Below are 19115 nucleotides of genomic sequence, written 5' to 3'. Positions count from 1 at the left end.
CATGTGCCGCTTTTTTTGGCAGTTGAAACAAAGACCCCGCCAATGGATGGACAGGGTCTTTCGGTTTCTTATTTAGATCGGCATTCGGACGGGATTTGTCCCCCCAGATCACCAGATCAGGAAGTCCATTCCTTTCAGGCGGAGCACCGCCTCGATCAGAAAGTAGTCTCCGTAGATGATCGGCACGGCGTAATCCCCGTTGCGCCCGTGATACGAACCGGTTCCGCCGCCCACGATGGCGTCTTCGGCCGGGTCCCAATTGCAGAAGCGCTTATCCGTGGCCTGCAGGATGCGCAGCGCGGCATTTACGTACAGCGGCTTCTCCAGTGCCGGCAGGGCCTCGGCGATTTCCAGCAGGCCGCAGGCCGCGCACATGCCGGCGGTCGTGTCCCAGGCCACCGGCTCGGCCGGAGCCCGGAAGTCGACCAGCGGCACGTATTCTGTCGCCGCCACGTTCGCGATGAAATAGTGCGCGACCCGCTTGGCCGCCTCGAGGTACCGAGCTTCACCCGTATGACGGTGGCTCAGCGCGAAGCCGTACAGCGCCCACGCCTGCCCGCGGGACCAGGCGGAGCCGGTCCCGTAGCCCTGGCCTCCCGGCGCTTCCACGAACGAACCGTCCTCCGGGCTGAGAATGACGATGTGGTTGCATGAGCCGTCCGGGCGGACGACGTTCGCCAGCGTCGTGTCGGCATGCTGCCGTGCGATAACATCGAAGCGCGGATCGCCCGTCTCACGGCTTGCCCAATACAGCAGAGGGATGTTCATCATGCAGTCGACGATGATCCACCCGGTGCAGTCGTCGTTCCAGGCGCGGATGAACCGGCCCGCCGGGTTATAGCGTCCGGCGAGCAAATTCGCAGCGTGCATGCCGCGTGTTTTGGCGCGGGCGCTGCCGGTCAGGCGGTAATTGGCGACCGCCGAATGCAGCCACATAAAGCCGACGTCATGATGAAGGCCGTCGTAGCCCTCCAGCGCGGCGTCCAGCTTGCGCTCGACGCTTTCGGCCGCCGCCCGGTACTTGGCGTCCCCTGTGGCGTGGTACATCTGCCAGAGCATCCCCGGCCAGAACCCGTTGGTCCACCAGTAAATATCCGTCTCGGCCTTATCTTCGCGATATACACTGTTCTCCGGAATATACGGGATCCGGTCGCCGATCCGGTCCACTTCAGCCGACATTTTCACCTGCAGCTTATCCCATACGCCATCCAGCCACTGCCGCTCCTCCGCCGTCAATCCGGCCTGCGGCGCCGGCTTTTCCACGTTGTTTTTGACCATCAATGACTCACCCCTTGATTGCGCCGGACGCGAGGCCCTTCACAAAGTACTTTTGCAGGAAAACAAACACGATCAGCACCGGCACGATCGACATCGTCGTCCCGGCAAAAATCATATCCCAGCGCGACGAAAACTCGCCGACGTAATAAAAAATTTCCACGATCATCGTCTTCGGCTGCCCGGAAGGCAGCACCAGCATCGGCATCAGGAAGTCGTTCCAGATCCCCAGCCCCTGCAGCACGACCATGCTTGCGGTACACGGACCGAGCAGCGGGAAAACGATACGCCAGAAGATGCCGTATCGGGAACACCCGTCGATGGCGGCCGACTCCTCAATTTCGCGCGGAACCCCTTTGAGGAAGCTGGTGTACAGCAGGCAGCCGAAGCCCACCGAGCCGGATACATAAATAGCGATTGGCCCGATCAGGTTGCCGTACATGCCGAGCATTTTCAGTTCCTTAAAGAGCGGAATCATGTACGCCTGGAACGGAATCATCATCCCGGCAAGGTAGAAGACGAACACGAAACCCGTCCAGCGCTTGTTATGGCGCTCGATCGCATACCCCGCCATCGGGATAATCAGCACCATGAACAAGATGGAGAGCACGGTCAGCAGAACGCTGTTGATCATCGCCTTCGGGTAGTCCGTTTCGGTCAGCAGGTACTTGAAGCTCTCCAAATAAAGCGACTTCGGAAAGGCGATGGCGTCCCGCATAATTTCCGGATTGCTCTTGAAGGCGGACATGAGGTTAAAGAAAATCGGAAAGAAGAAGATGACGGCCAGAATCAAGGTTACGATAAACATAAGCATGTCGTTCCATTTGCGCCGTTGGTCCATCATTACAGCTGCACCTCCCTTTTCCGCAAAACCTTCACCTGAATGACCGTAATAACCAGGATCAGCAAGAACAGCACCATCGCCATGGCGGTTCCGAATCCCTGCCGCATTTCGCCGAATCCGACTTTATAAATGATGTAGGTCAGCGTTTCGGTAGCAAATCCGGGCCCGCCGTCGGTCATCACCGCGATTTGGTCGAAAATTTTTAGCGAGCTGATCATGGACAATACCGAGCATACGGTCATCGAACCGGCGAGCAGCGGAAACGTCACGTGCCGGAACTGCTGCCACCGGTTCGCCCCGTCCATGGAAGCTGCTTCGGTCAGATCGGCGGAGATGCTCTGCAGGCCTGCGAGGTAAATGATCATATAATAGCCTGCCGATTTCCAGACTGTGGACAAAATGATCGATACCATCGCGTATTTCGGACTTCCCAGCCAATCGACCATAAGCGAGGACAGCCCGATTGTATCCAATATTTGATTGAAGACGCCGAAATTGTAATTCAGTATGATCGTCCAGATAAAACCCATGACCACCCCGCTCATCAGGACGGGAAAATAAAAGATGCTGCGGAACAGATTGCGGAACCAGCGCACCTGATCCACCAGCACCGCCAGCAGCAGGGCGGCCACGTTCTCGAGGACGACGAGCGACACCGTCAGAATCAGTGTGTTCTTCAGCGCATTGTGCACCCGATCGCTGTGCCAGATCTCCACGAAGTTGGCAAATCCGATGTAGTGAACGTCGCTGCTCACGCCATCCCAGGAGGTAAAGCTGAGATAGACGCTGCTTGCCGTCGGCACGATCACGAAGAGCGTATACAAGATGAGCGACGGCAGAATAAACAGCAGTGCGTAGAGCTGCACCTTTCGCTTTTTCTTCGGAATCGGCATGGTCTGAATCTGGTTATGGCTGTCGGGATAAGGCATTGCCATGCTGGGATCCTCCTTTGCTTGAGATGCTCCTTACTGCTTGTTGGCCGCGACTTCCGTATCGTACTCGGCGTCCGCCTTCTTCATATATTCCGCGACGTCGCCGTTCTTCAGAACCATTTCCTGCATCAGCTTGTAATACCAGTTGCGGAATTGCGGCGGGATCTGATTCTCTCCCCACCAGTTGTTGATCGCCAGCGATTTGGTCACCGATTCGTCTTTCATCAGGTCAAGAACGGTTTGCATCTGCTCGGTCGCCTGGTATTCCACAGGTTCCTTGGTGGATGGAATGCCGTTAACCGTGGACAGATACTTCGCGTACTGCTCTTTGGAGAAGAAAAACCGGATAAACGATTTCATGGCGTCCACTTTTGCCTGATCTTTGGCCGCATCGGCGGACAAGGTCCAGCCGGCCGGGGACGGCAGACCGATAACATTGCGTTTGCCTTCCCGGTCCGGCAGCGCGTAGAAGCCGAATGCAAAGTTCGGATCCGCCTGCTGGATTTGCGTGAACATCCATGGACCGGAGAACAGCTGCGCGGCTTTGCCTGCCACCAGGATGGATGCGGTCTGGTTGTCGGCGGTGCTCAGCCAGCCCTTGTCCACATATTTGGAGAACAGCTCCTTATAGTCTGTCATCGCCTGAACCACGTTGGCGTCAGTAAAGCTCACCTGTTTGGCCGTGCGCTTGGAGTTCCAATCCGGGTCCTTGGCATACACATCATCGATCAGAAACTTGTTCAGCCAGAAGCCCATATGGAAAATATCCTTGCCGCCGACGACGATCGGGGTGATGCCGCTCGCCTTCAGCTTCTCCTGGTCGGCCAGAAACTCATCGTACGTCTTCGGCTCTTCGGTAATGCCGGCCTTCTCGTACGCCTGCTTGCTGTAAATAATGCCCTGCGGAGCGTTCAGCGTCAGCGGAGCGTTATACACCTTGCCGTCGACTTCCGGCAGCGTGCTGAACAGATCGTGCAGGTCGGACGGGAGCTCCACGATTTTGCCGGCCTTCAGAAAAACCTCAGTATCGCGCATTTCCACCAGATCTGGAAATTCGCCGACCGCGTCCTTCGTCTTCAGCCAGTCGAGATAAGATGAAGTCGTCCCTTCGCTGACGTCCTTGATTTCGACGTTCGGATTGGCTTCAGTAAACGCCTTAATTGCGTCGGATATCGCTTGCTTGGATGCCGGGTCGCCGGTGGCATAGCCGATCGTAAACGAGGTTTTCGCCGCCTGGCCTCCTCCGTCCGAAGCGCCTTCTCCGCTTGTTACGGATGCGTCTGATTCCGTGCCGCCATTACCGCATGCGGACAGAACGAGCACGAGCGCCAGCAGCAGGCTGAGCATGTGAAATTTGGATTTGTGAGCCATCTGATGTGTTGCCTCCCTTTTTGTGAATGGTACGGTTCGAATCGTGCGGATCGTAGGGTTCCATGCCGCCCGGATAACTGCGCTGCGCGAGTCCGGCCCGATCCTTGGTCTTAGGTTATCAAAATGCGTAAGCCGCTAGAATGAACTTTTTCGAGTTCGAGGTGAGGCATTTTCGAGTACTTCCTGAAGAAATATCCCCACAAAGTAGTGCCTATACTTCGGTGCATATTCCAAATATTTTGCGGGGACCCCCAAAAATTATAAATTCTATAATGCAGAAAAAAAACGCCTGATGGCGTTTAAAACCGGCTGGCCGGAGGGTGGTCTGCATCCTATGGCAGGGTGTAGATGGATGACTTGGGCAGCTTTCGGTCAAGCTTTTCTTTTCTTGTCCTGACGGTAATCGTTCGGGAGGCTTCCGTACGTTTTGCGGAAAATGTCGCTGAAATGGCGTGCGTTGTTATACCCCACGGCCTCGGCAATTTCATACACCATCAGATCGGTGTGCAGGAGCAGTCGCACCGCGTGTTTCATCCGGATGCCGGTCACGTACTGCTTGAAATTGATCCCGGTCTGCTTTTTGAAAAAAAAGCTGAAGTAGCTTGGATTCATGAACGTAATGCCGGCCGCCGACTCCAGCGTGATTTCCTCCGGATAGTGCTCTTCAATATACTGCTTCACCTTGGCAAGCAGCGCTTTGTCCTTATTGCCGGATTCCGCCCCGGCCATCCGGAACAACCTCTCGACCGTATCCGTTATGTCGCGCCGTAGATCGGCGAACGAGCCGCACTGCTCCAGCCTCCGCTGAACATCATGCGCATCCAGGCTGGCTTCAGGCAGAGATAGGCCTGATTTCCCCAATTCCTGCGCCAGCAAAAGGACGGACGAAAACGCCGTCGATACCGCCAGCGACCGGCTCCCGTATGCGCTGACGCAGATGTAGGAGAGCAAGCGGTCCACCCCTTCTGCAACCGCTTCCCAATTGTCGTCCGTAAAGCCGTTCACCACCGCCAGCTGACGCCGGTACAGCTCATCCTGCTTCGGCTTGTTGTCCATGGCCCGGTAGGTATAAACCCGGTTCGGTCCGTCAAAATATTTCAGGCCAAGCGCCTGCTCCGCCTGCCGGCAAGCCTCCGGAAGGCTTCCGAAATCGGCCGCCGCCGGACTGGTCCCGATCGTCACGCTCAGCTTCAGATAGGTCCGGATGCTGCGCTGCACGTCCTGTGCCAGCTCTAACGCTCCCTCGGGACCCTCATGGCAGGCGACGTAACGAAACCGGCCAGATCGGACAAATACATGGCCTGATCCCGACCGGCGGACGACTTCCTGCAAAATGTTGCCGACGGCAAACTCCACGAGCTTCGTCTCCCTGTCATTCCACTTATCGCTGTCACCTGGAAGCTGCTCGGCCAAGACCACCCCGGTGCTGTACAACGGGCCTGGCAGCTCGCCCACAAGGTGTCGGTAAGGCGCGGAACCGGGCTTGAGCGTTCCCTCCATCAGCTGCGCCAGCCACGACTCCAGCTCGCCCTGACGGATTTTGTGCTCAAGCTGCTGCAGCTTTCCTTTGCGGATCGCTTCCTCCTGATGCTCGTTGATGAGGGATGCCGCCTTGCAGAGCACCGATTCGAGCTGCTGCTTGATGATCGGTTTCACCAAGTAATCGAGCGCCCCGTAAGCCACCGCATCCCGCGCGTAGGTAAATTCCTGGAAGGCGCTGATAAAGATCACCTTGATCGGCAGCCCTTCTTCATGGATGCGGCGGATCATATCGATACCGGTAAAGTGCGGCATGCTGATATCGCTGATGATCACGTCGGGCTGCAGAGCTTCCATGAGCTCGATTAACTCCCGGCCGTCGCAGGCATTTCCGATAATGTCAAAGCCAATCGCATTCCAGTCGATCAATTTCCGCAGTCCCTTGAGGATCATCGGCTCATCGTCCGCGAGCAGAACCCGAATCATCGTCATGCACCTCCTTGATAGGCAGTTCGATCGTTACGGATGTGCCGATATGGGGCCGGCTGGTCACCGACAGCCCGAATTCCGGACCGCACAGCGACCGGATACGCTCCAGGACGTTTTTCATCCCGACGTGTCCGGACGGTGCGCCCCCCTCAGCAAGCCTGGCCGTGATCCGCTCGACCTCCTCTTTTCCCATTCCAACCCCGTCATCGACAATGACGATGGCCAAGCGTTCCTCCTGTTTGCGGATGGAAATACCGACTGTTCCTTTGCCCTGCGGCCGCAGGCCGTGCTGGACGGCATTTTCTACAAGCGGCTGCAGGGAGAGCTTTGGCACGCCCCATGACAGGCGCACATCGTCCGCAATGTGTGTCCGCAGCTCGTAACGGTTCTCAAACCGGACTTCGATAATGTAAAAATAGTCCCGGAGATGATCGAGCTCCTGCTGCAGCGTTACCCATTCCTCACCGTAATCGATGACGTACTTGAGCTGGTTGGACAGCGACAGAATCATGTCGCCGACCTCCGGCACGTCGCTGTGCACGGCATTCATCCGGATCACCTCCAGCGTGTTATATAAATAGTGCGGGCGGATCTGGCTTTTGAGCGCATTCAGTTCGGTCTGCTTCTGCTTGATCTCGGCGACATAGGCTTCGTCGATAAAAGCCTGCAGCCGCTCGACCATCCGGTTAAAGCCATGGCCCAGGCGGCCGATTTCATCCTGGCTCCGGACTTCAACATGCGTGTCCAGATTTCCCGATTCCACGGTGACCATCTTCTGAATCACCTGGCGGATCGGCGCCGCCAGCCGCCGCGAGAACCAGACGCCCATCACGATCAATACCACCGCGCAAATCACGATCGCGATATACACCGCCGTGCGGGTCGTCGCGAGCTGACGGTACAGCTCCTCTTTGGACAGGCGGGTCACGATGCGGCCCTGCAGAGCCGGAATCGGTTCACTTAGAGCCAGCATCTGACCGTCGGATGGATCTGATACCGTGAGGGTCTTCCCGGCGTTATTCCTATGACCAAAATAGACGCGCCCCTGTCCGTCCAGCACATACAGCTCGTCCTTCCCGTTTAATTTCATTTCGGAAAAGAATTGGTTGAACATGTCCGTGCTCACGTCAAAAAACAGCGTTCCGACCACATGCGGCTCCTTCTCAAGCGGCAGCGAGATATCGATCAGGTTTCGCCCGATCGTGACGACTTGTTTGTCCGAACGGGCCAAATAGGTCTCGTCATGCGCAGCGAAATAGGCGATGTTCCGCGGCCGCTCCTTCATGGCGCTGAGCCAGTCTTGTAATGGCAGCGCTTCCGGAATCAGCACCGCATTCGTCCGGAGCTGGTAATACAGCTTCATGTCCGAGGACCTGACAAAATACACGTTGCGGATAAAGGGATCGCTGTACAAAATCGTTTTAAGAAAGCTTTCGATCGGGACCGAATTGATCTGCTCCAGTTCGTTGACCTTGCGGGTCTGGTTCTCGTCCGATCCTTCGACGTAACCGTCATACCGGCCGGTGTACATCAGCTTGGAAATGTCGTCGTATTTGGTCAGCGCCGAGTTGACGTTGTAGCTCATGTAGAGCACCATCTGCCGAAGGTTGTTGGTCGTATAACGCTCCACATGCGACGTGAACGACTGCACGGCATAGTAGCTGAGCAGGGATAACGGCACAAGTCCCACGAGGATAAAGGATGCCGAAAATTTAAAGAAAAGGCTTTGCGTTAGCTGTTTCCATCTGAGCATGAATGTCAGGTCCCTCCTCTTCCCCCTATATTAGCACAGACCGCAGGCACGTCAGGTGTACATTTTTCAAGCCGCAGGTGGGAGGTTTTCGAGGACATTACTGCAGATCAGTTTCGGCCTGGAAGTCACGCACGGATTCGGTATAAAATGGTTGATGTGTGCTTTTTGCACACTGTTACTGGTTGTTTTTTTACATGTGGGAGGAGAATCGATGTGAAGAATTGTGCGCTGTACAGCTCAACCTTTGATCTGGATCAGATCGTGGACCTGATGAAGGCGATCGACCCGAATGGAAAAATGAGCGTCAATGAGAGCAAAACCCGGATTGAAATCGTCAGCAAGGGCTGGCTTCGCCGAAAGGCTACCGCTTTTAACATCATGACCAGCAAAACGCACCCGGATGAGTTTGCAAGCATGCGCAGCGGCATGGAGCAATTTTTTGCCCAGATCCCGGCGGAGAACGAGCCGTTGCAGCAAAAGCTGCTGATCAAGATCAGCACGCTCAATATGGTCATCGGCGTCGAAACGGAGGATGACATTTCGGAATCCTTGTTCACCCGGCTGCTGTCGATTATCCGGCCGCTGGACGGGCTGATGTTCTGGGGCGGCGGGCAGCTGCTGAACCCGGAAGGACGGCTTCTGCTGGGTACGGACGGCCGCTCGGAAGTGGACGATTACACCGTCACCGCCCATACGAGCTTCCTCCATGGCGAGGAGCCGGAGACAGCTTCCGGTACGGAGCGCAAAGCGCGGTCCGAAGCGGTTCTGTCGGCGCAAGGCTTCCAGAAGATGCCGCCGATGCCCGGACGGCTCGGCGATGAAGCCGCGGGACGAATCCGGACGCTTACGGAAACCGCGCAGCGCGCCGTCGCCCTCTGCATTACCGCCGTCAAGGGCGAATGCATCGGTGCGGGCGAAAGCCCCGAGGATACCCGGGAGCTGATCTCGAGAATTACGGCCCAGTACAGGGCGGACGGGTTCTTTTCCCCCGAGGAGAAGGCGTTTATCCAAAACGGCCATGCGGATGAATCCGAAGCGGTCCCGTTCTCCTGGCGGTATGAAGGCTTTTGGGTGCTGCTGTGGGCCTTGGGCCATGTGGACGCCTTGGGGAGCCCGACAGATATTTGCGATGTCCCCGAAGCTGTCTCCAAGCTGCAGCAGTATGATTCGTTTGATGCCTTTTTAGCGGGCTCACGGCTGCGGAGCAGTATGGAAATTCTCGACGCTGCCGATTTGATCTACCGCTACGACTGGCTCTGCGTCGACAGCCGGATTCAAGGACAGCCGGCTCCCGGCGGCCTGAACGCAGGCGTTGTGTATGAGCGTCACCGTGCCTTAAACTGGCTGACCGGATACATGGGCCAGGAATGGGACGACGTGCGGACGGATACGTAAGGTGAAAGGAATATGGGTTACTACTTTCCGAGAGGGTAAGCAGCGGGATCCGAACAACGGCATATTTGCCGAGCGTTAAGCAGAGGGGATCGAACAACGGCTTGCTCGAGGAGGGTTTATAAAGAAGCGACAAAGATGCTTCGTGTACATACATGATGATATATGGATGATCTTCGTTTTTTCAGATGGACGCTGAGGTGACCTGAGCATGGGCACTTAAAGGAGGATGCAAGTATGAGTAACGAACGGATCGTAGAGCTTCAAAGTGCCCTGCAGCGCACGGCGACCCTTTTTCAAACAGGTGGAAGCAGGCCTAGCCCCTCGGTGGAGCAGTGCTGGATCGGACAAGTCAACCTGGCATTGCCCGATGAGGAACTGCCCGTCGATGTGGACGGAGAGGCGATGGCTCCCATCCTTCAGCTATATCTGCCCGCGCTGCCCTATGTTCCGGACGAACTGAAGGAAACCGAACTGCTGACCATATTTTTGTCACCTAACGTCCTCGATCACGATGATATGAGCGGATATATGTGCATCCGAGAGTACAGCGATACCGGGAAATTGGTCTTGAAAGACTTCGGGCCTGCCTTTATGTCGATCAAACCTTTCCCGCTGTTCCCAGAGCCTTGTCAAGATGACTCCCCGCAATGGGACAGCGATGATATACCCGAAGCGTACAGACAAGAGATTCTCCGACTGGAAGAGCTGGAAGGGCTGAATTATTTCGAGGATATTGCCGGGGAAATATATCGTGTCCACAAGCTTGGCGGATATGCCGCCTTCACCCAGCCTGGCATCGACTTTGGAGATGGATACGCTTTTGTCCTCCAAATCGCCTCAGACGCCAAAGCCGGGCTCAACATCGTGGATGACGGCAATTTTTATTTTGCCAAGCATAAAAAAAACGGCACCTGGCGCGGTTATTTTGATTTTTATTAAGGGATTTATGAGGAGGTGAAACTTGATGGACATGCTCGACCAAGCCATGGCATCTTTTCTAAAATGGCAGGATCAATATAACGAGGCATATGGACTTTTCAAAGAGCAGGACATCCGCCCGTTGGCGGAGTTCTGTGACCCCAGCGTGGATATACGTATTCCGCTTTCGCCGGAACTGCAGCATTTTTACACCAGGTATGAAATAAGAAGTGGTGCTGATAATAAAACATCGCTCGGAATGAAAAGCGCCGCCGTGGAAATCGGAGATGCGGCCGTTCTTTTCTTTCCGAAGCCGGAGCATTTGTTTCGCCAGCAGCTGGGATACCGTTGGCTGGGAACGGGGGAGCCGTATCAAGCATCCCCTTCGTGGCCTCCGGAGCATGTGGTCATTGCCAATTACAACGACGACCCGCTGATCGTCGACACCGCTTCGCCGGCATCCCCGGTTTACGGGCGGATCGATGGATCCGGAGCATTCCCGCTTGCAGACTCGCTGGCCGACTTTTTTTCGGCCTTGGCCCTCTTGATCGAAGTTGCTTTTAAAATGGAGGGGAACGTAACCAACGAAGAAACGTTTGAAATCGAGGCTGCCTTTGTGGAGGAAGTCAGGCCGAAGCTGGTGCAGCTGCTGGGCGAGGAGAAGGCGGAGAATGTGATGAAGTATTTGTCGTTTTACTAGAGAACATCCCGGATTCATCCGCTGAAAACAGTCATTGAGTGTTAACCCTCAAGATATGAGTCTTGCAATGAAAAATGCGATTCCGGCGGCCGCTCCGCCTACAATGGTTGTTTGCCAGGCACTACGGAACGGACGGGTACCGGTGAACCTTCCTTTAACGTAGCCAAACACGAATAAGGCAATCAGCGTGACGATCACCGAAACAGATAAAGCTGTGCCCGACTGCCTGATCAGCATGTAAGGGGACAGCGGAATTACACCCCCTATAATGTAGGACAGTCCGATCGTGAGCGAGCTGTTGCGCGCCCTCTTAGGCTCGGGTTCTTCGAGCCCGAGCTCATATTTCATCATAAATTGAACCCATCGGTCCGAGTCCTGGCAGATGGCATCCACCGCCGATTCCACAATTTCTTCGGGAAAATGCCACTCTCTCAGGATATCGGCCACTTCCTCCCTTTCCTGATCCGGTATTTCCCTGATTTCCTCCTGCTCCCGCACGAGTTCGGATGCATAATGCTCCCGGTCCGTCCGGGCGGCAAGATATCCGCCGAGCCCCATCGCGATAGCACCCGCAGCGATTTCAGCCATCCCCGCCACAACGACCAGGCTCGTATTCGGTACGGTCCCGGACAAGCCGGCGGCAAGGGCAAACGGAACCGTTAAACCGTCCGACATTCCGATCACAATATCCCTGATCAAATCAGGTGCGTTAAAATGCTTTTCCTCATGCCTTTCCACAGTCATCATTCCCCCACCCTGCGAGCAGCTTCTGCGCTTGATTCCCTTAATATGGGTGGTTTCGGTAAAAATATACCTGAGCGAGCTTGAGCGAGCCTGAGCGGTCTGTGCTCCATTGGGAAGATATCATCGTCTCCCTTCCCGCACACAAAACCCAATCAACATCTTCAAATGCACTACACTTTTGTTGGACAGGAGTTTTTGATCTTCAGTTACTGTGCAAGGTTCTCATCCACCGCCACTCCGCTCCACCAACAACCCGGAACGTATCCCTCCTCTATTGCTTCCCGGCAACCCCCTGTATGCGCCCAGCATATCGGATGGAATTTCCATCCGATGCAGGCAACACTGCGATAACATACCGGGAGTAAGATGGGAAAACAGAGGCATCTCAGATCCAAGGCTACCTGAAAGGAGCGGGAATAGTATGGACAATCGGACTTGGTATAAACGGTTTCTGCTGTCGAATCTCTCCATCTTATTCATTTCCGGAACGATCGTCATCGCGATCGTTTTTTCCGTGGCATACGGCAACGTGAGCAAAGAAACCGAAAAGGAGAGCCGCACTTATGTGGAACAAGTGGTGGATGGCATGACGACCAGACTCAAAAATATCGAGCTGATGCTTGCCGGCCAGACCGTCAACAACGATGCTATTAACGATTTCTTTAACGGGAGCGCAAACGCTTCCGGTCTCGTCAATTACAAAGCTTCTAACGAAATTGCCAAAATGCGCAGCAACCTGCTTATCCAATCGGTATATTTTTACCGATACAAGGACGGGCTCGTACTGACGGGCGGCTATGCCGCGCCAATTGACGACTTTACGGACAAGACCTTTATCCAGAGCGTGCCAAAGGCAACACAAAACCGCTGGTCACCGATTCGGCTCTACAGCGAGTTTCCTTTAATCGATCCGCCGGAGCGGGTCATTTCGATTGTAAAAAATTCCCGCGGCAACGAAGGCATCATCGTGCTGAACGTAAAGGTGGACAAGCTGCTGTCCATGGCCGGCAGCGCGGGCAGCGGACAGCGCTCCTTCTTAGACATCGCCGACGTTCAGGGCAGCACGGTCTTCTCGACTGAACCCGCCGCGCAGAAAACGAAGCCGACGACTTATCTGGAATCGGATTACATCGGGCTAAAATACGCAAGCGGACCGGTTACCCCGGATCTGTTCGGACAAGCCGCGGTCCGTTCGCTCGCACCGCTGTCCATCCTGATTCCTTCCCTCCTTGCCATCCTCGCTTACATTATGTTCGTCACCCGGAGGAATTACCGTCCTATCGAAAATATCGTGCGCCGTATATCTGACTATCGGCATGAAACGAAGCCAAATGCCAGCGACGAATTTTCGATTATTGAGCAGGTCTTTGACAACATGCTTGGCCGCATGAATCTGATCGACCGTCAGGAGGCAGAAAACGCGATCATGCGCCGCAAACGCTTTTTCTATGAGCTGCAGGAGGAAGACACGGCTTTCACCGCGAGTGAATGGGAGGATTATGCCCGGCTGTTCCGGATGCCGGAGAAGGGCGGCGGCATCACCGTCGCGATCGTGGAAATCGACAAATACGTTCCCCTGATGCGCGGAGACCGCCAGCAGCTTCTTGAAGCCAAGCACCGGTTGGAAACGGAGCTCGGCAAGCGCCCCGAGCTCGCGGCTATGGTTGCCGGCTCGGATTGGATTGCCGGCGGCCGCTTAGCCCTGCTGGTTAACGCCGGAACGGACAGCATCTCCGGTACGATCGGCCCGGACGCTTTAATGGACGGCTTGCGCAGTTGGGTGCAGGACGCGTTCCCCTTCTCGGTCACGATCGGAATCGGCTCGGTCGTTGACGGCCTCCCAGAAGCCAAGACCTCCTTCCGGGAAGCACTTGCCGCCCTGCAGTACAAAATGACGGCCGGGAATAACCGGGTGATCGTCTATTCGGAAATAAAAAACAGAGAAAACCGAGTCGACACGGATTACTATAAATGGGCGGAAAATTTGATTCATCATTTCAGGCTGCCTGCGCCGGCATGGCGGAGCGACCTTGACCGGATTTTCGGCCATTTGGAAGAGCGCTTGCTGAAAGAGGAAGAACTGCGGCTGCTTCTGAACGATCTGACCCACCGGTTCGCAAGGCTTATCGAGGAACTGCCGCCGGCCCTTCAGGAGCTCTGGCATGCTGTTTCCTACTCCAGCATGGCCGGGGCGCTTCGGGAAACAGGGTCGGTTGCGGAAATCCGCGAGTTGTACGAGTCGCTGATCGGGGAGCTGTACGATCAGTACGCTGCGATCCTGGATAAAAACAGCACCAACCCTGTGATCTACGAGGTCAAAAAATATATCGAAGACCATTTTGCGAACCCCGAGCTGTCCCTGAATCTTATTAGCGACCGATTCGGCATGAACGGAAAATACGCGAGCCAGCTGTTCAAGGAGCAGTTCGGCGTCAAATTCGTCGATTTCCTGATTGGGCTGCGCGTTGAGCGGGCACAGAAGCTACTTCGTGAGACGGAGCTGACGATCGGCGACATTTCCAGACAGGTCGGTTACGAGCATGCGATTTCCTTCGGCAGGGTGTTTAAGAAAACGGTTGGCGTGTCGCCCGGGGACTACCGAAAGCTGATGCAGCCGTCCCGCATACCGGAGGAGGTATGAAGATGCTGAAAGCTCCCGCAGGTCTCATTTTCCGAAGACAGTCCGACCTTTCGTATACCCCCAGAAAAAGGTATGTCCTATACAAAAATCCAGGCAGATGCGCAAATCTGCTTTTTTGTTTACTCCGCTGAAACGTGTAAATTGCCCGTTCTATTGCGCAGCGCTATAACTTAAGCTGCAGGCCAAAAAAAATAGCGAGGTGTCTTATGAGAGGGAAAGGATTGCGTTTCACGCTGGCTGTGGCGCTGATCGCCGGGATGCTGGCAGGCTGTTCGCAAGGGGGAAACAAAGAAGGGAGCTCTTCCGCAACGGCTTCAGATCATAGCGGGAAGACGGAACAGGTCACGCTCAAGGTTGGTATTTTTGACAGGGGCAATGCGCCAGCAGGTTATACGGCAACCGAAAATTATTGGACCGATTACGTCCAGAAAAACTTCGGCGACCCGAATAACATTAAGGTCGAATTCGTACCGATTCCGCGCACCGACGCCAGCGACAAAGTCAATGTGATGATGTCGAGCGGCGATGCCCCGGATATCGTATTCGCCAACACAAGCCCCCTCACCGCCTATGGATATGCCAAAGACGGAGGGCTGCTGCCACTGGACGACCTGATCGAGCAGTACGGGCCGAACCTGAAAAAATATTTAGGTCCCGCCCTGGACAGCGGCAAAGTGGACGGCGTCCAATATTCGATTCCAGGAAGGCGCGTGAACACCGGCAAATACGAAAACCTCATCCGCCAAGACTGGCTGGACAAGCTGGGGCTTCCGATGCCGAAGACGACGGAAGAAGTCTACCAGACCTTGAAAGCCTTTAAGGAGAAAGATCCCGGGCAGACGGGTGGCAGCGTCATTCCTCTCGGTTTCTCGCTGACTCCCGCTTCCATCGAACCGATCGTCTGGTCCTTCATTGAGGACGGTCTGACGGATGAGCAGCGCTATACACTGTCGGAGAGCCTTGGCTACCCTCTCCTTCTCCCCGGGCACAAGGAAGCGGTCCGGTTCTTGAACAAGCTGTACAACGAGGGACTGATGAGCCCTGATTTCTCCCTCGACAAGGACGAGAAGCAGGTATTCCAAGACGTCATGACCGGCAAAGTCGGCATGTACAGCGACAATCTAGGAAATAGCTTCAATGCGACCCCGGGCATCGCCAAAGTACTGACGCAGAACGTTCCCGGCGCCAAGCTGGTTCCGACCGATCCATACACAAACAACGCGGGCAAGCATCTCAAACCCGAATACGATCCGACCGGCTTCTTCCTCATGGTGCCCGCAGCGAGTAAACGCGGCGTGGAGGCGATCAAATACTTGGACTGGATGGCGCAGCCGGACGTGCTGAATACGATCATGAACGGAATCGAAGGCGAGGATTACACGCTGACGGACGGCGTGCCGTACCGCATCGAATCGGAAGAAACGAGCAAACGGATGTTCAATGCCAACGATATCGCCATGATTACGCAGGGCCAGGATTTCGGCAGCGACGAGAAGAATTGGGCGGCAGCGGCAGCGGCGGTACCTAAGGAATTCCGGGATTATGTCGTGGACGCCTACAAAATGTCGATGACGGATACGATCCGTTATGCGAACTTCACGTCGCCGATCGAGGCTGAAAACAAGTACATCCCTACGCTGCAGGATAAGTACGACGAACTTATCGTCAAAAGCATCATGACCAAACCGGGCGATTTCGATAAGACTTACGACGATCTGCTTAAGGACTATATGGCAAGCGGAGGCGACACCATCAAGCAGGAACGGACCGAAGCCTACGCAGCCATGAAAAAATAATGCAGGACGGGAGGGTGCCGAAATGAAAAGCTTAAGACTCTATCTCTATCGTAACTGGCAGCTGTACGCTCTGTTGATTTTGCCCCTCGCCTTCTTCCTGGTCTTTAAGTACGGCCCGATGTACGGTATTCTGATCGCCTTCCAGGACTACAATCTGTTCAAAGGGGTGACGGGCAGCGAATGGGTCGGACTGGACGTGTTCCGGGAAGTGTTCGGGATGAGCGGCTTCTATGAAGCGCTTAGAAATACGTTCATGCTCAACCTGCTCGATCTGCTCGTCTCCTTCCCCGCCCCGATCGTGCTCGCGCTTATGCTGAACGAGCTGGCCGAACGGCGGTTCAAGAAATTTGCACAGACGGTTCTGTACTTACCCCACTTTCTGTCCTGGGTTATTATCGGAGGCATCATGTTCCAGGTATTTGCTACGAAAACGGGCATCGTCAATCTGCTGCTCGGCCGGTTCGGCATCGATCCGGTTCCGTTCCTGACAGACAAGTACGCCTGGCTCGTTACTTATTTGGCCGTCGGCGTCTGGCAAAGCGCGGGCTGGGGAACGATCATCTACCTGGCCGCCATAACGGGCGTTAATTCCGAACTGTACGAAGCTGCCTCCGTCGACGGAGCGGGAAGGCTGCGCCGCATGTGGTCGGTGACGCTTCCGGGCATCCGGCCGACGATCGTCATGCTGCTCATTCTGAAGATCGGTGAAATCGTCCAGATCGGCTTTGACCGGCCTTACGTACTCGGCAATGTCAGCGTCCGCGATTTCTCCGAGGTCATCAGCACTTTCGTCTACAAGACAGGGATACAGACGGCTCAGTATTCGATTGCGACCGCCGTCGGTCTGTTCCAGGCTGTCGTCGGGATCGTATTGCTGCTTATGGCGAACGCGATCGCCAAAAAAATAACCGATAACGGAGTGCTGTAAATGATGGCAGATAACGGCGGGCGGATGATGGCCCGAAGAAGAACGCCTTTTGAGTATATCAACGTCATTTTGATTATCGTGATGGTTATCTTGTGCCTGGCTCCCCTGCTGCATATCGCTTCCATGTCGCTCAGCTCCAACCGGGCGATTCTTTCGGGCGAAGTGAGTGTGCTTCCCAGAGGCATCAATTTGGAGGCTTACCGGAAGGTGTTCCAGGACAATTCCATGCTGAAGTCGCTCGGGCTGACGGTGCTCCTGACGGCAGGCTATACCTTCCTGGCCATGCTGATGACGATCGCGGCGGCCTATCCGCTTTCCAAGCGGCTGAAAGGAAGATCCGTCTTCATGTTCCTTATCCTGTTTACGATGTTCTTCAGCGGCGGCACGATCCCCGATTACCTGCTGATCCGGGGACTCCACCTGACCAATCATATCGGCTCGCTGATTTTGCCGGCCCTGATCAACCCATTTTTTCTTCTCATCCTCATTTCATTCATCCGGTCGCTTCCGCCAGGCTTATCCGAAGCGGCCGAGATAGACGGATGCAGTCCGATGCGCACGCTGACGCGAATCGTGCTGCCGCTGTCGATGCCGGCGATCGCTACTCTCAGCTTGTTCTACGCGGTAGGACGGTGGAACGGCTTCATGGATGCGCTTATGTATATTACCAATCCGAAGCTGTATCCGATCCAGTTGAAACTGTACCAAGTCATCGTAAACAGCATGACCAACGACCCGCTGTCGATGCAGGGCGACCAGCTGGTGTCGATCATGCCGGAGAGCATCAAGGCGGCGAGCATCATGTTCGCCACGGTACCGATTCTGATCGTCTATCCGTGGCTGCAGAAATATTTTATCTCAGGCGTCATGCTGGGATCCATAAAGGAGTAGGTAACGGAGATGGACAAAGGCGATTATTCATACTCAACCTGTTGGAACATCAAAAATCACAAAGACGGACGAGCCATGATCGAAGAAATCAAAGGACTCGGATTCGGCAGCGTCGAGCTGAATTATAACGTGACGCAGGGGCATCTCGCAACAATTGAACCGATGATTGAGCGCGGCGAGATCCGCATCTCCAGCGTGCATCACGCGTTTCCTTTTGTCGACGACAAGGAATACGATACGGATTCCGTCATGCTCGGCTACGAGGACGAATCGAAACGCAGACGCGCGGTGGAGCTGCTGGAGCAGTCCGTCGAATACGCCGTCCGTTACGGGGCAGGTGCGGTCGTCGTCCATCCCGGCGAGGTACCGTTTCCGGTTAACGTCGACGCTCAGCTGAAGCGAATTTACCGTGATAACGGCCCGGAATCCATGGAGTATCGCGATCTGTGGGAGCAGATGGCCAAGCGGCGGGAAGCTGAAGCTCCGGCTTATCTGAAACGGATCCGGCGCAGCCTGGAGGAGATCAGCGATTATATCGCCCGGAAGGGCTACCGCGTCGCCGTCGGCATCGAAACCCGGGCCCGCTGCAACCAGATTCCGACGCTCCGGGAAGCGGGCGAGCTTATCGCCGGTCTGAAAGGCAGCCCGGTCGGTCTGTGGTATGACATCGGGCACGCCATGATGATGGACCGGATGGGGCTGTACGACAACCTGAAGGATTTGCCAGCGGTCAGCCCTTATATCGTAGGCGTCCACATCCATGAGACGATCGGGCTCTCGGATCATTGGTGCCCTTACGTTCACAGCAAGGATGATGTATTCTTCGATCATTTTCTGGAAATCATCGATCGTTCGCCAATCAAAGTTTATGAGCTGAAATCGCAATGCCTGCCCGAAGAAATCGACAAAAGTCACGCCTTGATCACATCCAAAATCGCTTCAATGAAAGGATGAACCTT

15 protein-coding genes are annotated in these 19115 nt (G+C 55.2%); 8 read left to right on the top strand and 7 right to left on the bottom strand.

The window, feature by feature from the left end; translation table 11 throughout:
- Positions 1-108: 108 nt before the first annotated feature.
- The 6 genes from IAE55_RS20055 to IAE55_RS20030 all read right to left on the bottom strand — a co-directional run bounded on the left by IAE55_RS20055 (position 109) and on the right by IAE55_RS20030 (position 8143).
- Positions 109-1278 (bottom strand): glycoside hydrolase family 88 protein, encoded by a 1170-nt coding sequence (locus tag IAE55_RS20055; protein WP_145156604.1) that lies wholly within the window; start codon positions 1276-1278, stop codon positions 109-111.
- Between the two features lie 7 nt (positions 1279-1285).
- Positions 1286-2116, bottom strand: coding sequence for a carbohydrate ABC transporter permease (locus IAE55_RS20050; RefSeq protein ID WP_145157474.1), 831 nt, complete (start codon positions 2114-2116; stop codon positions 1286-1288).
- A gap of 2 nt (positions 2117-2118) precedes the next feature.
- Positions 2119-3054 (bottom strand): carbohydrate ABC transporter permease, encoded by a 936-nt coding sequence (locus tag IAE55_RS20045; RefSeq protein ID WP_145156603.1) that lies wholly within the window; start codon positions 3052-3054, stop codon positions 2119-2121.
- Positions 3055-3084: 30 nt separating this feature from the next.
- Positions 3085-4422, bottom strand: a complete 1338-nt coding sequence (locus tag IAE55_RS20040) for an ABC transporter substrate-binding protein (RefSeq protein WP_145156602.1) — start codon at positions 4420-4422, stop codon at positions 3085-3087.
- Positions 4423-4794: 372 nt separating this feature from the next.
- Positions 4795-6387 carry a response regulator gene (locus tag IAE55_RS20035; RefSeq protein ID WP_200633690.1) on the bottom strand — a complete coding sequence of 531 codons (1593 nt, stop codon included), beginning with the start codon at positions 6385-6387 and terminating at the stop codon, positions 4795-4797.
- The gene (locus tag IAE55_RS20030; protein ID WP_200633689.1) at positions 6359-8143 is read right to left on the bottom strand and encodes a cache domain-containing sensor histidine kinase; all 1785 of its coding nucleotides are present in this window, start codon (positions 8141-8143) and stop codon (positions 6359-6361) included. Before IAE55_RS20030 ends, IAE55_RS20035 begins: the two co-directional genes overlap by 29 nt.
- A gap of 213 nt (positions 8144-8356) precedes the next feature.
- Here IAE55_RS20030 and IAE55_RS20025 point away from each other — a divergent pair, with 213 nt between their 5' ends.
- The 3 genes from IAE55_RS20025 (at position 8357) to IAE55_RS20015 (ending at position 11156) form a co-directional block, all read left to right on the top strand.
- Positions 8357-9538 (top strand): DUF4272 domain-containing protein, encoded by a 1182-nt coding sequence (locus tag IAE55_RS20025; protein WP_145156599.1) that lies wholly within the window; start codon positions 8357-8359, stop codon positions 9536-9538.
- A 234-nt stretch (positions 9539-9772) separates the two neighbouring features.
- Entirely contained in the window at positions 9773-10477 is a 705-nt protein-coding gene (locus tag IAE55_RS20020; protein ID WP_200633688.1) for a DUF1963 domain-containing protein, read from the top strand.
- 25 nt (positions 10478-10502) lie between these two features.
- The gene (locus tag IAE55_RS20015; RefSeq protein ID WP_200633687.1) at positions 10503-11156 is read left to right on the top strand and encodes a hypothetical protein; all 654 of its coding nucleotides are present in this window, start codon (positions 10503-10505) and stop codon (positions 11154-11156) included.
- A 48-nt stretch (positions 11157-11204) separates the two neighbouring features.
- Here the strand turns inward: IAE55_RS20015 and IAE55_RS20010 are convergent, their stop codons facing one another.
- On the bottom strand, positions 11205-11903 hold the full coding sequence (locus IAE55_RS20010) for a VIT1/CCC1 transporter family protein (RefSeq protein WP_234489716.1): 699 nt from the start codon (positions 11901-11903) through the stop codon (positions 11205-11207).
- Positions 11904-12321: 418 nt separating this feature from the next.
- Here IAE55_RS20010 and IAE55_RS20005 point away from each other — a divergent pair, with 418 nt between their 5' ends.
- The 5 genes from IAE55_RS20005 (at position 12322) to IAE55_RS19985 (ending at position 19110) form a co-directional block, all read left to right on the top strand.
- On the top strand, positions 12322-14541 hold the full coding sequence (locus tag IAE55_RS20005) for a helix-turn-helix domain-containing protein (protein WP_200633686.1): 2220 nt from the start codon (positions 12322-12324) through the stop codon (positions 14539-14541).
- Positions 14542-14747: 206 nt separating this feature from the next.
- Complete coding sequence (locus IAE55_RS20000) at positions 14748-16337, top strand: extracellular solute-binding protein (RefSeq protein ID WP_200633685.1); 1590 nt, start codon at positions 14748-14750, stop codon at positions 16335-16337.
- A 22-nt stretch (positions 16338-16359) separates the two neighbouring features.
- On the top strand, positions 16360-17265 hold the full coding sequence (locus IAE55_RS19995) for an ABC transporter permease (RefSeq protein WP_105446236.1): 906 nt from the start codon (positions 16360-16362) through the stop codon (positions 17263-17265).
- Positions 17266-17289: 24 nt separating this feature from the next.
- On the top strand, positions 17290-18156 hold the full coding sequence (locus IAE55_RS19990; protein WP_374954766.1) for a carbohydrate ABC transporter permease: 867 nt from the start codon (positions 17290-17292) through the stop codon (positions 18154-18156).
- A 9-nt stretch (positions 18157-18165) separates the two neighbouring features.
- Positions 18166-19110 carry a sugar phosphate isomerase/epimerase family protein gene (locus IAE55_RS19985; RefSeq protein ID WP_105446235.1) on the top strand — a complete coding sequence of 315 codons (945 nt, stop codon included), beginning with the start codon at positions 18166-18168 and terminating at the stop codon, positions 19108-19110.
- The last annotated feature ends 5 nt before the right edge of the window (positions 19111-19115 follow it).

The sequence above is a fragment of the Paenibacillus sp. S28 genome (assembly GCF_016624415.1).
Lineage (GTDB): Bacteria > Bacillota > Bacilli > Paenibacillales > Paenibacillaceae > Paenibacillus_AQ > Paenibacillus_AQ favisporus.
The sequence above is the reverse complement of the archived record's forward strand: the minus strand, read 5'-3'. Positions and strand labels throughout refer to the sequence as shown.